Below are 13,759 nucleotides of genomic sequence, written 5' to 3'. Positions count from 1 at the left end.
CGTGTCGCTGGTGAGCCCCTGCAGGGGATTGGCGATGGCGCGCACCGGATAGCCGTCCTTGCGCAGTCGCTCCATCACCGATGACCAACTGGAGGAATCCGCCCACGCTCCATGGACGAGGACGATGTTCGGCTTCGGGGAAGCAGCAGCGGAAGAAGATCCTTCACTGGCGGCCATCGCCACACCCGGCGCGGTGGTGGCACCGAGCAGAGCGAGGGCGCCGGCGGCGAGCGCAACGCGACCGGGGATGCGAATTCGCATGATGTGGCCTTTCGGGTCAACTGTGCTTCGACGAAGCGGGTGCAACGTTCCTGCGACACGGTGCGGTCATGTCTCCACGACATGGAAGGAGAACGTTCTGTCACATCCTGGCCGCACCTGGCGAGCTTGTCAAGACCGAACGTTCTGTCTCGTCCCGTGCTACTCTGACGGCATGAGCCCGATGCCAGAAGGCCGCAGCGCCTCCGAAGCAGGCGCTAAACGGCGAGTTCACCGATCACCATGCGTTCATGGCCCGGGACCACTTGGACGAGATCGACCGTCACATCCTGATCGGAGGACTTTTTGAATACCGATGTCACGCTGGACACCCGCGAAATCACCGTCGACGGTGTCCGGCAGGTCTACCACGTGGCGGGCCGGGGGCCGGTCTGCGTGGCACATTCCGGTGGGCCCGGCACCGGCTGGTCCTACCTGCGGATGCCGCTGCTGGAGCAGCGCTGCACCATGGTCTATCTGGAACCGGTCGGCACCGGTGACTCGGGACGCCTGCCCTCGTACAGCCTCGACGCCTACGTCACATTCCTCGACGCCGTGGTCGAGCACCTTGCCGTACCCCGGGTCCACCTTCTCGGCCACTCACACGGCGGCTTCATCGTCCAGCGCTACGCCCTCGACCATCCGGACCGGGTGGCCGGTCTGATCCTGTACGACACGTCGGCGGTGACCGGACCGGACTTCTGGGAAGCGGCCATGGCGGGTGTCGCCGCGTACGCCTCCGTCGACCCGGAGATCCCGGCTGCCTTCCAGCGCCTGACGTCCGCGACCGACGACGAGACGTTGACTTCCGCACTGCGCGAGGCGATTCCGGCGTACTTCGCCGACTTCCCGCGCCGCCGCTCCGAATTCGCCGATCTGCTCAACGGTCTCCGGGCCTGGCTGGTGCCACAGACTTCCGAACCGTTCGACCTGCGCCCACGGCTGGGCGAGATCACCGCCCCGACCCTCATCGTCACCGGCACCCACGACTTCATCTGCGGACCGCGCTGGGCGAAAACACTGCACACCTCGATCCCTGGCTCGAAGCTGGTCGAACTCGAACACAGCGGACACTTCGGCCACCTGGAACAACCAGCCGAATTCGCCGATGCCGTGACGGCCTGGATCGCCCCGGGTTAGCTGGAGTTCTTCGCCCGGGAGTTCGATCCGAAACTGCCGCGCCAGTCGAGTTCGTTGACGCTCATCGCGACCGGTTCGGTGTGGAGCCTGTCTGTGTCGTGCTGGAACGTGACTTCGTCGTGGACGCGCCGTCGCGTGGGTCGCGGACATCGCCTACGTCGCGACCGCGGCGGGCTGGGTGTACGCAGCGTTCGTCCAGGACCCTGCCGAGTCTTTGAACAGTCGCCGCAAGAAGGAGCTCATCGATTTCCACGGCGGCCGGAAAGGCGTCATGGATGTGGCGATAGCCACAATGGAATGGGCTTCCTGGCATAATTCCGAGCGGCTACATTGTGGAAACGTTCCTCCGGCTGAGTATGAGGAGATGTTCCACCGATCGACTGCCGGCACCGGCCCGGCGGCCGAGAGCAAAGCGGTCTAGCCGCCAACTTCGCCGGGGCGGTCCACGCAGGTCATCGCCGATTTTGCCGTCCGGCTCGCGCGGGCCTCACCGGCGCCGCAGACCGCGGTCGAAGAAGTGACCGCAGCCCGAAACTCTGTAGCCGGTTCCGTTGGTTCGATGAATTTGAACGCCCGTGGCCGGCTCAACGTTTGACAAACGTCTTATATGTGAAGCGCTCAAAGGAGATGTAAATATGGGATTCAATCGGTTTTCTGGCCGCGTCGTGCTGGTGACCGGGGGTGGGTCCGGCATGGGGGCCGCGATCGCTCTACGATTCGCCGAGGAAGGCGCCACGGTCGTCATCGCCGGGCGCGACGCGGAGAAGTTGAGCCGAACCGTCAAGCAGGCGCCTGAGGGCAGCACGATCGTCCAGCGAATAGTCGACGTCCGCGATGAGGCGGCTGTCATCGAGCTGGTCGACGGGACGGTCGAAGCGTTCGACCGCCTGGACGTCCTCGTGAACTGCGCGGGCGCCAGCGACGTCGGCCTGTTCGCCGGGCTGGACGCGCAGACCTGGCAGGACATGATCGCCGTCAACGCGAGCGCGGTCTTCTACGCGGCCAAGGCCGCCATCCCGCACCTGAAGAGGAGCAAGGGCAACATCGTGAACATCGGCTCGTCCAACGCGCTGCGCAACAACTATGGCCAGCCCGCTTACGGTGCCGCCAAGAGCGCCGCGGAAAGCCTGAGCGCCAGCATCGCGATCGAACACGGCGCGGATGGTATCCGCTCGAACACGGTGCACCCCGGTGTGATCTACCCGACCGGCATGACCGGTCCACTGGCCGACCTCCCGGGCGCCCTCGAGGCGTACTCGGCGCACATCCCCATGCGCCGCATGGGCACACCCGAGGAGATCGCCGCCGTCGTAGCCTTTCTGGCAAGCCCCGAAGCCGGCTACGTCAACGGCGCAGCCATCACAGTCGACGGCGGGCTGAACCAGGTCCTGCACCTTCCCCCGACGGTAAACCCCTGAGCCACCCGCGGCCCTCCCTACAGCGCCTCCGCGTGCCGGGGACGGTTCTCCGTCACCCGGCGCCTGCTCCCCGCACGACGCCCCAGGCGGGCCATCGGGAGGCCGGGCGGCGGTATCGACGCCCGGCCTCATGGCACGCGTCAAGCGATATCCGCTGGTCACAACTGCCGCGCCGGGCGCGAGCCAACTCGTTCCTGTGAATACCGGCTCGGAGTCAGGAGTTAGGACAACGCGACAAACCAAGACTGGACAAACCATGGCCTCCACGGATTGAGCGCGGGAGTCCGAGCTCTGCACGGGCGAACTCGCCCAAGGGCTTACCGCGGAGTGGTTGAGGATCAGCGTTACCCGCTCACGCGCTCCCAAGCCGACGTCCTGGCCCAATTGTCGGACCTTCTCGAAGAGGAGGACGCCGAATGAGCACTGGCCACGCTGGAGCGAGCCCGCAAGCTTGATCCCGATACCGAGGAGACCTACTTCCGGATCATTCGTCTGCAACTGTCCCTGGGAAGGCGAGACGAGGCTTCCCGCACTGCCAAGTTGCTCCGCCAGCACCAAAACAGCTTGGGTGTGACCGGGGATTACTCAACAGAAAAGCGCCTGAGCGAGATGCTCTGGACTTCTAATCCGTAGACTCCGGGCTGGAGCCCCGGGCGCCCTCCCATTCCACACCTGACTTGACCTGCGCTTTCTCGGCTCTCGATCACGGCATACGCGGTCGGCTCCTCCAAGGTGCCCGCCGCGTACGCTGAAGTGCCCCTGTAACGGGCAACGGCACGCTTGAACAGGCTCTTTCTTGCTGCCGAACACGATGTACAGGCTCGGCTTGTTGATACCCATGGCCGCAGTGGGGTCACTCAGAGAAGCCCCCTCGTAACCCTGCCCCCGAAGACACGAATCGCCTCCGCGGTGTCGATCGTGCGCTCGGCCGCGGAGGAGTCCGGCCCGATGGCGAGGGCGCGGGCGATGGCTGCGTCCGGAGTCACAGTGCGGTCTGCCGCTCGTCGTCGAGGGGCATGTCGCCGTTCATTGCCGGCCTCCTGCTTGGTGATGAGTGTCCCGGAACCAGTGGCTCGTTCCGGTGCATCCATGCAAGCACCGCGACCTGCGGTTCCGGACCGTCGATCAGCAGCGAGCCTCGGAGGATCAGCCACTGACCGGCCCGGGTGCGCGCTCGGGCCCTGGCCGGCCGGAGATCGGTCGGCGCAGGTGCCGCACTCGTTGCCGGGCCACAGAGGGAACGGGCCTGGCGGGCGACAGCGGAGACCACCAGCGGCAGCCGGGCGCCCGCTCTGTCACCGATGCCCAGCTCGTCAAGCCAACGATCCGCTGCCTTGTTGGACATGCGCACGCCGTCATCGGCGTCGAGGACCAGCAGATCGACGTCGTCGTCACCGGCTTGTGCGCCACCGAGCAACAGGCCGCGCCGTAGCCCATCGGTGATCAGCGGGGCGATCGACGACACGAACTCCACCTCGGCCAAGGAGAAGTACGGGCGCTTCGCCTCCCGGAACACGGTCAGCTGCCCCATGTCCCCGTGCTGCCGGCGAGCACCACCCGCAACTCATCCGCGAGAACTCCGGCACGGGCAACCCTCGGTGAGCCAGCCTGACGATTTCCTCGCGGACGCGCGCATGCGCCGCCATCGCGTTGGCCACGATCGGAATCTTATGACGATCGGCGGCATCATCCCAGAAATCTGGGATTCAACCCGGCTGGACGATCTCGCATGCTGGGCGCATATCAGTAATCGCCCGGGCAGGCCGGGCCGCACAAAGGGAGCCCTACGCGTGATCACCGTCGATAGCCCCCTGGCCGCCGTCGCCTGGGTCGGCGATCCCGTTCATTCCGACATCTCGTTCAAGGTCCGCCACATGGGCGTCGGCAAGGTCAGGGGGACGTTCGAGCTCGCCTCGGCGGCGCTGAGCGTCGGCGAGGGCGGCGGCCGGGTGACCGCCCTCATCGACCCCGCCTCCGTGCACACCGGCAACGAACAGCGCGACCAGCACCTTCGGTCGTCCGATTTCCTGGACGTGGCAAAGTACCCGCAGATCGAATTCACCTCGACCGAGATCCGCGGCTTCGACGGCGAGACCTTCATCCTGGTGGGCGAGTTGACCCTGCACGGTGTCACCAGGACCGTCGAGATGGAGGCCGAGTTCCTCGGCGTGGTCGACGACCCCTCCGGCGCGAAGCGGACCGGGTTCTCGGCGACCACCACCATCAGCCGCGCCGCGTTCGGCATCGACATCCAGCTCGGCTTCGGCGCCGGCAACGTCGTGGTCGCCGACCCCGTCGAGATCGCCATCGAGATCGAATTCACGACCACCGAATCGGACCCGCGATGACTTTCGTCGCACCCACGTCGGACGTACTGAAAGGACCGGAAACGTGAGCAAGACCGTGCTGCACATGTCGATGTCGGTGGACGGGTTCATCGCCGGGCCGAACGCGGCGCCGGGCAACGGGCTCGGTGACGAAGGGCATCGGCTGCATGAGTGGTTTCTGCCGGATGCCGACGCCGCTCACAGGAGAGACCTCGATCACCTGGCGGGCGTGAACCGTGAGGTCATGGACGAGGTCATGGCCACCGGGGCGGTCGTCGTCGGCCGACGGACGTTCGAGCTCGCCGACGGCTGGGGCGGCGACCACCACGGTGGCGTGCCGATCTTCGTCCTGAGCCGCCGTCACCCCGATCCCGAACTGCAATGGCCCGGGGTCACCTATGTGAGCGACGTAACGGCCGCGATGAACATGGCCAAGGACGTGGCCGGCGACAAGGACGTACTGGTCCACGGAGCCCGCACCGCTCAGCTGGCACTTGCCGCCGGCGTCCTCGACGAGCTGCAGATTCATCTGGTCCCGGTGCTGATCGGACAGGGTGAACCGCTCTTCGAGGACATGCCGCCCGACCACATCGAGCTCGAACTGCTCCGTGCCGCGGACGGGCCGGGCGTGACGCACCTGCGCTACCGCGTGAGAACGGAGGGTTGAGGCGATGGCGCTCATCCGGCTGTACATGACCATGTCCCTGGACGGTTACGTCACCGGGCCTCAGGACAGCCCGGACACCCCGATGGGAATCGGCGGGTTCCGGCTTCAACTGGCTCGACCGGCGCAACGCCCCGGGACCCAGCGGACAGGTGTACACCGAGGTGCTGGCCACCCGCGCCGTCATCGCCGGCCGCCGCACCTACGAGCACGCCGACCGCTGGCAGGGCGACCATCACGACGGCGTCCCCGTCTTCGTCCTGACCCACGACGTCCCGGACGACCCGCCGCCTGGCAGCGTCCGCTACGTCACCGACGTCCGCGAGTGCGCCGCACAGGCCCGCGCGGCGGCCGGGGACGGCGACGTGATGGTGCACGGTGCCGGGGCGGCGCAGGCGCTGCTGCGGGCAGGGCAGCTCGACGAGCTGGAACTACACGTCGTACCGGTCCTGCTCGGGCAGGGACGCCGGCTGTTCGACGACCTGCCGGCCGAGCACATCGAACTCGACCCGGTCCGCCGGTTGACCACGCCGCAGGTCGAGGAACTCACGCAGCACGTCACGCATCTGCGCTACCGCATCCGTCGCCCGTGACCCGCGAAGTCACTCCCGATCAGAGCCCGGCCGCCCATAACCGGCCGGGCCTGACCACCCGAACCCTGCCGAGAGGTAAGTGACCAGCGGGATCGTGGTGAGGCGACGAGGTTTCGCCCAGAAATGGTCCTGGCTTCCGTGAACGTCAGGGAGTCGAGGTGACGGCGTAGATGTTCGTCGAGGACAGCGATCCCGATCCCCTCTTGCTCTGGGATGGTGGTCCCGTCCGGGAGTCGCCACACCGGTGACCACGTCTCCGGAGCAGAGCAGCTCCGAAACGGCTGTTCCGGTCTTGAGGTCCGTTTCTACAAGCGCCAAGCCATGAATGATTGATCGTCACGGGGCGCCTGGCGGGCTTCGAGAACGAAGAACAAGAAGCACAGGAACCTCGTGCGAGTGGGCTCGATATCGCGGAGCTCCTCCGGGAACAGCTCGCGGGCTTCCGGCGCAAACGGCGGTTCGCTGAGGATGCTGATGCGAAAGCCCGCTGCGGTGGAGGCTTCGGTCATCGCGTGCAGCGGCCGGTCCCAGAATCTCATCTGGACGGCCTGCCCGCCCATGGTCCATTCGTCGGTCCGGCTACGGGTCTCGAAGTACTTGGGCTTCTCCCCGGCCATGTGCTGAAAGAGAGCGACGCTGAAAGGATGGTCGACCGAGACGAGGAGTCTGCCACCAGGCTTCAGCACGCGTCGCAGCTCGGCCAGCGTCGGTCCCCAGTCTTCCAGGTAGTGCAGCACCAGGGACGCGATGACGTCATCGAACGCCTCGTCGGGGAAGGGCAGTGGGCTGGCCAGGTCGGCGACCTGCAGATCGGCATCGGCGCCCAGCCGCTGCCGGGCCTGCTCCAGTATCCCGGCGCTCGCGTCGACGCCGGTTACGATGGCGCCCCGATCGCGCAGCTCGGAGAACAGGGCACCTGAGCCGCAGCCAGCGTGGAGGATGCGTCTTCCGGCCACATTCCCGGCAAGCTCCAGCATCGCGGGCCGCTCGTAGTACGCGTTGAGGAGGCTGGTTTCGTTCTCGGCCGCGTGTCCCTCGGCCATCCTGTCGTAGTCATTCGAGATCGTGGATCCCGCGAAGTGCCGCAAGCGCATGGGCGGTTCGACTTCATCCTCGACACCGTCGGTGCCGACCTACCCTGGGACGACTATTTCGCCGCACTGCGCCCGCGCGGAAAGCTGTGCGTGGTCGGCGTGCCCACCAGCCCGTTCACCATCAGCCGGCTCAGCATCCTGCCCGCGGAGAAGTCCCTGTCTCGGCTGTGGTCGGGCCACCCGCCGTCACCCGGAACTCCTGGATTTCGCGGCCCGGCACGGCATTCACGCCCAGGTCGAAGTCTTCCCCCTCGATCAGATCGACCAGGCCGTCGATCACGTTCGTCACGGCCGCGCCCGCTACCGCGCCGTCATCGACCTCCGGTGAGCCCCATGCCGGATGGACGTTCAGAGCCGGCTTTGGCGGACGCGACGGGTACGGGCTTGAGATTGGCCGCGATCCGGGCGAAGAGATAGCCGAGCGAGTTGGTGGACTGATGCAGCATCACGGGCGTCAGCAGGCCACGGTGGCGGCGCAGCTCGCGGAACAGCACCCTGGCCGCCGCTGTGACACGACACCGCCCGCCACGCCCCGCGGTGTCCAGATGGGCCGCCCGCCCGTCAGGGTGCCGAGAGCCTGGTCGGCTCGGGCCCTGTCGATGGCCGGGAGGATGTGCCACAGGCCGAACAAGGCAGAGGAGATCGCCGTGTCAGCGACCGGCGTGCAGGGTCTCTTCCACGGCAGTCACCCTTGATCGTTGGCTTACCCAATCAAGTTCTATATAGTTGGTTACGCCAATGTTGGATCCGCCAACGGAAGGGATGTCATGTCCACGGATACGTTGATCATCGACCGTATGGAGATCGCCGACCTGTTCACCCGCTTCGCGCGCCTGCTCGATGAGAAGCGGTGGGAGGATGCGGGCACCGTCTTCGCCGACGATGTGGCGGTGCACTCGCCGCGCGGTGGCGAACTCCGCGGCATCGACAATGTCGTCGGCTTTATGCGACAGGGTGAGGTCGAGGGGCAGCACACCCAGCACACAACCACCGACCTGCTGGTGAACGTCGAGGGCGACCAGGCGGCCGCCTCGGCGAACTCGCTCGTGTACTACTACCGCGACGGCCAAGCACCCCACTTCACAGGCGGCCTGCGACAGTACTGCACCGCGGTACGGACGCCGGCGGGCTGGCGATTCCGCGAGGTGCGGATCACGCCCGCCTGGACACGCAAGAACTGACCTCTCTTCGGGGAACGCCGGTACCGCCCCGGGCCGTTCCGTTGTTGCGCGAGCCTGAGCCGCGCCGGGGCGCCCGACTCGGCCTGTCGAGCGTGACGAACGTGGACTCGATGAGCTTGCGTACCGCACCGAAGTGTGAGAAACGGCCCTTCACCACGGCTACGAGAGTGAGCGGCCGACGCTCGCCGCGAAGAGAGCAGGTCCCGCATGCGGGCACGGCCGGCTACTCCCAGCGGCGAAGCGACGACTTTCAGCCGGCGCCCCGCCCTGGACGGAAACCCGCCGAGCGTCACGAACTCCCAGGTTCTCCGCCCTGCGCCCTCCCCCTCTGGCCGGTGATGGAGCGGCCCCTGGACTCTCCCGAAGGCCTTGCAGGCATTACTGCTGGAACTGGCCCGGGCCGAAGACCTGCCAGGTCTGGGTGTCCGGGTCGCCGATCGAGCGGAACGGAACGGTGAAGCTCAGCGCCTGCGAGGTGGACCGCTTGATCGCCCAAAGCTCGGGCGTGCGGTCCGAACGGTCCCACGCGATGCCCTGACCCTCGACGCTCGGCAGGGTGACGGTGGCGACCCACTGGAGCTCGGCGCCGGCGGACGGCAGCTTCATGACGTAGGCCTCACCGAGGTCGTGACCGGTGAGCCAGAGCCGGCCGTCGGGCCCCCAGGATCCGCCGGAGTTGCTCATCGGCTTGAAGCGGTCGAGGATCGTCTTCGGGATGTTCCACGACTCGACGACCTGGAAGTCGTCGTTCATCTTGACGATCTGGGTGTTGTCGGTGCCACCGTACGGCTCGGTCTCGCCGTCGGGCACCTCGTCGTAGTTGGCGAAACCCGCCCACCATGCGCCGTCGTGGCGGTCCAGCCAAGTCAGCGAGCCGCGGTAAATGCCGAAGCTGTACGTGTCGATGTGCCGCATCGTCTTGGTGTCGAACACCTCGATCGAGCTCTCCATCGGCGACTGGTCGTAGTTGGAGTGCGTCGCGTACAACTTGTCGCCGACCACCACGGCGCTGTCCATGTGGATCATCGGACCGTCGGGGTCGGACACGAACTGCAGCAAAGGCTTGCCCGTCGCCTTGTCGTGTTTGGTGATCTTACGGTTGTCGACCACGTAGAAGTACTTCTTGTCGACGCCGACCGCCTGGTTCGCATCGAAAGTGTCGTACGACCTGGCAAGGGCGGCGGTGAAGGTCGGCGGCTCGGCGACGGCCGCCACACCGGCGGCGGAGCGCGCCTGCGCAGGCTGAGATGCCTGGGCGGGGGCGACCATGCTCAACGCCAGGACTCCGACGGCGATCGACGCCGCCACACCGGCAGCGACATTGACTCGGGCGATCATCATTCCTCCAGGGGCACATGGGTCAGAAGGCGCCCGGGCCGCACACGGGTTCGTGCGCGCTCGGCGCCCTCCTCAACTCCCGTGGAGACTTTGACCGTCGTGATGTTCATCCACACGAACTCGACCCGACGGCACGATGAACCCGACCCTAAAAGGACGAAAGATCCATTGGCTCCCATCCAGCACTTCAGCGGCACTTTGGACAGGGAGAACGCCCAGTCCGGGGCCTCCTCGCTGACGAGCGCATGACCCCTATGAACGTCATCGTTCATGTGCCGTTCGTTGTGGCCCGACCCGGGTCTCGCCGACAATGGCGGATCATGAGCGATGCCATGCCGGAGCAGCATCACGGTCCTCTTCACGAGCTCGCCGAGCGCCTTCACCACCACCACGAGGACGCCGTCCACCGCAGGCAGGAGGCGGAACTGGCCTTCGCCGCCGAACAAGCCGGATTCGACTTGGAATCCGACCTCGGACATCCCCTGTCCCACCCCGGCGGGAACGCCTTCGACATCGACACCGACCTGGGACTAGACCCCGATCGCTGATCACATGCCCGAAGGATCCGCGCGCCGAGACCATCTCGCCCGCGAATGCCGGACCGCCAGCGCGCCTTGGTGAGTCGCCCGCTCAGAAGCGGAAGCGAACGATGCGGGTGGAGCGTTTCATGCCCGGCAGCAGGTTCAGGAGGCGGTACATGCGGCGTGCGTTCGCGGGGGCCTTGGCCATCAGTATCGGTGAGTCGTACATCGGCGCCTCGTCGACGTACTCGAGCCGGGGGTGCCACTCGGCGAGTGCGGCCGGGGTGTTGAAGCCGCAGTGGAACTGGGCGTCATATTTGCGCAGCGTGGGGTCCCATTTCGAGGTGCGCCACGCCCAGACCGGCACCGTGTCGAACTGCAGCCGGCCGGTCGGGAAGGCGTCGACGACGCTGGTGAGCAGCCGCCGGACGTCCGTCTCGGTCAGGTAGGGCACCAGGCCCTCGGCGATCATCAGCACCGGCCGGCTGCGGGGGACGCGTTCCAGCCAGGTCAGATCGGTGACGCTGGAGCCGATCAGGGTGTAGTGCTCGCGCGGCGGCAGCAGTTGTTGCCGCAGTTCGATGACGGCGGGGTAGTCCAGGTCGTACCAGTCGACGGTGGCGGGCGGGTCGACCCGGTACGCCCGGGCGTCGAGACCACAGCCCAGGTGCAGGACCACCGCGTCGGGGTGCTCGGCGAGGAAGCTCCGGGCCCAGTCGTCGTGGGCCTTGGTACGGACCACGGCGACGAGGCCCATCTGGCTGGTGCCGAATCTGCGCTTGTCGTAGCCGGGGTCGAGGCGGCGCATCACCTGCTCGGCGTATGCGTCGCCGAGGATCGGGTCCGGCAGGCGGTTGGGCGGCGGCTCCAGGCGGCCGAACGCGAGGCCGGCTGAACGTCGGCAGGCGAGGCAGGCGCCGGGTTCCGCTTGGGCAAAGCGTGGTCCTGCACGGAACCTCGGGAGGGTGCCGGCCACCAGTGGATCAGAACCGGACGGGGTAACTTGGCAGGAGCGTGACATGGCCCCACCGGAGTGTGTCCGCCGGCCGCCCCTTCCATCCTGGAAGGAGAGCCACCCCCCGGGTGGGCGTGTCGGCTATCGACCGACACCACAGAGGAAGGCCTCCTCGCCGCCTCTTCCACAAGCCGCTCGACCCATCTACAACCATCCAGCCACGACATAGGAGCTTCGCATGGCCGAAATCAACTTCAAGGCCCGCGTCGGCGTCTGGTGGACCAGCGACCTGTGGCCGATCACCGATGTGATCGCCCGCGCTCGCGAGATCGAGCAGCTCGGCTACGCCTCGCTCTTCTACGGCGAAGCCGGACTCAAGGAGACCTTCACCCAGGCCGCCGCGCTGCTGGGCGGCACCGAGCGGCTGGTGGTCGGCACCGGCATCGCCAACATCCACGCTCGCAGTGCCTCGGCCAGCGAAGCCGGCGCCCGCACGCTCGGGGCGCTGCACCCGGGACGGTTCGTGCTCGGGCTGGGCGTCAGCCATGCTCCTCTGGTGGAGCGCGGCTACGCCGGCTCCTACTCCAAGCCGCTGAGCACCATGCGGGAGTACCTGCGAGCCATGGACGCGCTCCCGGCCGAGGTCGAGCCGGGCGGTCAGCGCCCGGCCCGCCTGCTGGCCGCACTGGGCCCGAAGATGATCGAGCTGTCCGGCGCCGCCGCCGACGGGGCGCATCCGTACCTGGTGACCCCCGAGCACACCGCGAGCACCCGCGAGCAGCTCGGCCCCGACAAGTGGGTGGTCAGCGAGCAGGCCGTCGCGCTCACCACAGACCGGGAGACCGGCCTGCGCCGCGCGCACCAGCACCTGCACATGTACTCACAGTTGCCGAACTACCGGAAGTCCTGGCTTCGCCAGGGATTCGAGGAGTCCGACCTGGTCGTCGGCGGCTCGGACAGGCTGGCCGAGAGCATGGTGGCTCTGGGTGACGCCGAGGCGGTCGCCGCGCACGTGAAGCGGCATCTGGACGCGGGCGCCGACCATGTGCTTGTCCAGGTTCTCGGCGACGACCTCTCCGCCGACCCACTGCCCGCGCTGCGCGAACTCGCCCCGGCCCTCGGCCTGAGCTGAACGCACCAGAACCGACGGCCCGTACGCCACGGAACCCTCGTCGAGGCGGCACGCCGCGTCGGCCCATCCGGGGCCGTTCAGCGGCAGCCAGCCGCCGGGCGGGCGCCTACAACCCATGGCCCTACCCAGGCGTCCGGGTGGCGCCAGGTCCAGCGAAGTGTGATTTTTCGCGACCGCCGGATGCTCGCTCTCAAGACTCCGTCATGAAAGTGCCCAACCAGTCGACGTACGGATTCACCTCACCGGCGCAGGGCATCTGACCTGGGCCCGAAGAGCCGACTGGTGGAGGGCGTTGATGACCAGACGAATCACGATGGCGGCCGCCGTCGCGGCGGTGGCATTCTCTCCCGTGGCCGCAGGCGCGGTCACCTCACCCGAACTGAACGACCAGGACCGTACCTTCCTGGTCCAGGCGCACCAGGCCAACCTGGCCGAGATCCAGGCCGGAAAGGCCGCCGGTGAGGCCGTCACGGACGAGGTCCGCGAACTGGGCGCCATGCTGGTCCGGGACCACACCACGCTCGATCGCGCCGTCGAACGGGAGGCCGACCAGGCCGGCGTGGACCTGCCGGACGCACCGAACCCCCAGCAGCGGGCCGCACTCGCCCAGGTGAAGGCCAAGAGCGGCGAGGACTTCGATCAGGCGTGGGTGGCCTCTCAGATCACCGGTCACCGCCAGACGCTCGCGGCCATAGACGAACAGCTGCGCGACGGGGCGAGCGCGGAGGTGAAGAAGGTCGCCTCCGACGCCCGGCCCGTCGTGCAGATGCACCTCGACACCTTGCTCCGCGCGGACGAGGCCCACTGACGAGCGGTGACAGGCACGGCGCACGCTCTCGCGCAGAGCGTGCGCCTCGCCCTGAGCCGGTGGCGCGGTCCACGGGATCCACGTGCGAAAAGAGGCGACCATGGCGGCCAAAGCCGGGGAGAAGGCACAAGAGAGCGGCGTCTTCCACTGCGCGAAGTGCAGCGAGAAGGTGAGCGTCAAGAAAGGGGACGACCTGGAAGATCCCACGGGTCCCGGCAAGCGGAATCGTCACAGCCGGGTGGCGGTGCGGATGAGACCGGCCAGGGCCAGGGAGCGGCTGTGGGCGGGCCAGGCGATGTGGGTGACGACGGGGGGTGCGTCGGTCAGGGG

16 protein-coding genes are annotated in these 13,759 nt (G+C 67.3%); 8 read left to right on the top strand and 8 right to left on the bottom strand.

Annotated features, from left to right (window positions below; translation table 11 throughout):
• A partial coding sequence (locus C1J01_RS38250) for a hypothetical protein (RefSeq protein WP_220040297.1) occupies positions 1-261 on the bottom strand: 261 nt, incomplete at its 3' end.
• A 303-nt stretch (positions 262-564) separates the two neighbouring features.
• Here C1J01_RS38250 and C1J01_RS38245 point away from each other — a divergent pair.
• Together C1J01_RS38245 and C1J01_RS38240 are read left to right on the top strand one after the other, a co-directional pair.
• The gene (locus C1J01_RS38245; RefSeq protein ID WP_111183845.1) at positions 565-1,398 is read left to right on the top strand and encodes an alpha/beta fold hydrolase; all 834 of its coding nucleotides are present in this window, start codon (positions 565-567) and stop codon (positions 1,396-1,398) included.
• A 635-nt stretch (positions 1,399-2,033) separates the two neighbouring features.
• On the top strand, positions 2,034-2,816 hold the full coding sequence (locus C1J01_RS38240) for an SDR family NAD(P)-dependent oxidoreductase (protein ID WP_111183844.1): 783 nt from the start codon (positions 2,034-2,036) through the stop codon (positions 2,814-2,816).
• A 982-nt stretch (positions 2,817-3,798) separates the two neighbouring features.
• On the opposite strand, the gene C1J01_RS38230 is transcribed toward C1J01_RS38240, so the two are convergent.
• Entirely contained in the window at positions 3,799-4,347 is a 549-nt protein-coding gene (locus C1J01_RS38230) for a hypothetical protein (RefSeq protein ID WP_111183843.1), read from the bottom strand.
• Between the two features lie 67 nt (positions 4,348-4,414).
• On the opposite strand from C1J01_RS38230, the gene C1J01_RS38225 reads away from it, so the two are divergent.
• From C1J01_RS38225 to C1J01_RS38215, 3 genes are all read left to right on the top strand, one after another.
• The gene (locus tag C1J01_RS38225) at positions 4,415-5,164 is read left to right on the top strand and encodes a YceI family protein (protein WP_235854935.1); all 750 of its coding nucleotides are present in this window, start codon (positions 4,415-4,417) and stop codon (positions 5,162-5,164) included.
• A gap of 43 nt (positions 5,165-5,207) precedes the next feature.
• Positions 5,208-5,810 (top strand): dihydrofolate reductase family protein, encoded by a 603-nt coding sequence (locus tag C1J01_RS38220; RefSeq protein WP_111183841.1) that lies wholly within the window; start codon positions 5,208-5,210, stop codon positions 5,808-5,810.
• Positions 5,811-5,959: 149 nt separating this feature from the next.
• Positions 5,960-6,400 (top strand): dihydrofolate reductase family protein, encoded by a 441-nt coding sequence (locus C1J01_RS38215; protein WP_220040296.1) that lies wholly within the window; start codon positions 5,960-5,962, stop codon positions 6,398-6,400.
• Positions 6,401-6,705: 305 nt separating this feature from the next.
• On the opposite strand, the gene C1J01_RS38210 is transcribed toward C1J01_RS38215, so the two are convergent.
• The 3 genes from C1J01_RS38210 to C1J01_RS50455 form a co-directional block, all read right to left on the bottom strand.
• Entirely contained in the window at positions 6,706-7,494 is a 789-nt protein-coding gene (locus C1J01_RS38210) for a class I SAM-dependent methyltransferase (RefSeq protein WP_111183840.1), read from the bottom strand.
• A gap of 130 nt (positions 7,495-7,624) precedes the next feature.
• The gene (locus tag C1J01_RS50460) at positions 7,625-7,783 is read right to left on the bottom strand and encodes a hypothetical protein (RefSeq protein ID WP_181449205.1); all 159 of its coding nucleotides are present in this window, start codon (positions 7,781-7,783) and stop codon (positions 7,625-7,627) included.
• A gap of 22 nt (positions 7,784-7,805) precedes the next feature.
• A complete protein-coding gene (locus C1J01_RS50455) occupies positions 7,806-7,988 on the bottom strand; it encodes a hypothetical protein (protein ID WP_181449204.1) in 183 nt (60 codons plus the stop codon).
• Between the two features lie 303 nt (positions 7,989-8,291).
• Between C1J01_RS50455 and C1J01_RS38200 the strand changes: the two genes are divergently transcribed.
• The gene (locus tag C1J01_RS38200) at positions 8,292-8,675 is read left to right on the top strand and encodes a nuclear transport factor 2 family protein (protein ID WP_235854934.1); all 384 of its coding nucleotides are present in this window, start codon (positions 8,292-8,294) and stop codon (positions 8,673-8,675) included.
• 378 nt (positions 8,676-9,053) lie between these two features.
• Here C1J01_RS38200 and C1J01_RS38195 read toward each other — a convergent pair whose 3' ends face one another.
• The 3 genes from C1J01_RS38195 to C1J01_RS38185 all read right to left on the bottom strand — a co-directional run bounded on the left by C1J01_RS38195 (position 9,054) and on the right by C1J01_RS38185 (position 11,510).
• Complete coding sequence (locus C1J01_RS38195) at positions 9,054-9,983, bottom strand: YncE family protein (protein ID WP_220040295.1); 930 nt, start codon at positions 9,981-9,983, stop codon at positions 9,054-9,056.
• A gap of 29 nt (positions 9,984-10,012) precedes the next feature.
• Positions 10,013-10,492, bottom strand: a complete 480-nt coding sequence (locus tag C1J01_RS38190; RefSeq protein ID WP_111183837.1) for a hypothetical protein — start codon at positions 10,490-10,492, stop codon at positions 10,013-10,015.
• Positions 10,493-10,643: 151 nt separating this feature from the next.
• Positions 10,644-11,510, bottom strand: a complete 867-nt coding sequence (locus C1J01_RS38185) for a class I SAM-dependent methyltransferase (protein WP_235854933.1) — start codon at positions 11,508-11,510, stop codon at positions 10,644-10,646.
• Positions 11,511-11,727: 217 nt separating this feature from the next.
• Here C1J01_RS38185 and C1J01_RS38180 point away from each other — a divergent pair, with 217 nt between their 5' ends.
• Together C1J01_RS38180 and C1J01_RS38175 are read left to right on the top strand one after the other, a co-directional pair.
• Positions 11,728-12,621: an LLM class F420-dependent oxidoreductase gene (locus C1J01_RS38180; protein WP_111183835.1), complete on the top strand. Its 894-nt coding sequence runs from the start codon at positions 11,728-11,730 to the stop codon at positions 12,619-12,621.
• A 295-nt stretch (positions 12,622-12,916) separates the two neighbouring features.
• On the top strand, positions 12,917-13,429 hold the full coding sequence (locus C1J01_RS38175; RefSeq protein WP_111183834.1) for a DUF4142 domain-containing protein: 513 nt from the start codon (positions 12,917-12,919) through the stop codon (positions 13,427-13,429).
• Positions 13,430-13,759 lie beyond the last annotated feature (330 nt).

Origin of the sequence: Nonomuraea aridisoli, from assembly GCF_003236395.1 — a bacterium.
GTDB lineage: Bacteria > Actinomycetota > Actinomycetes > Streptosporangiales > Streptosporangiaceae > Nonomuraea > Nonomuraea aridisoli.
This window is presented reverse-complemented; position numbering and strand designations above follow the sequence as displayed.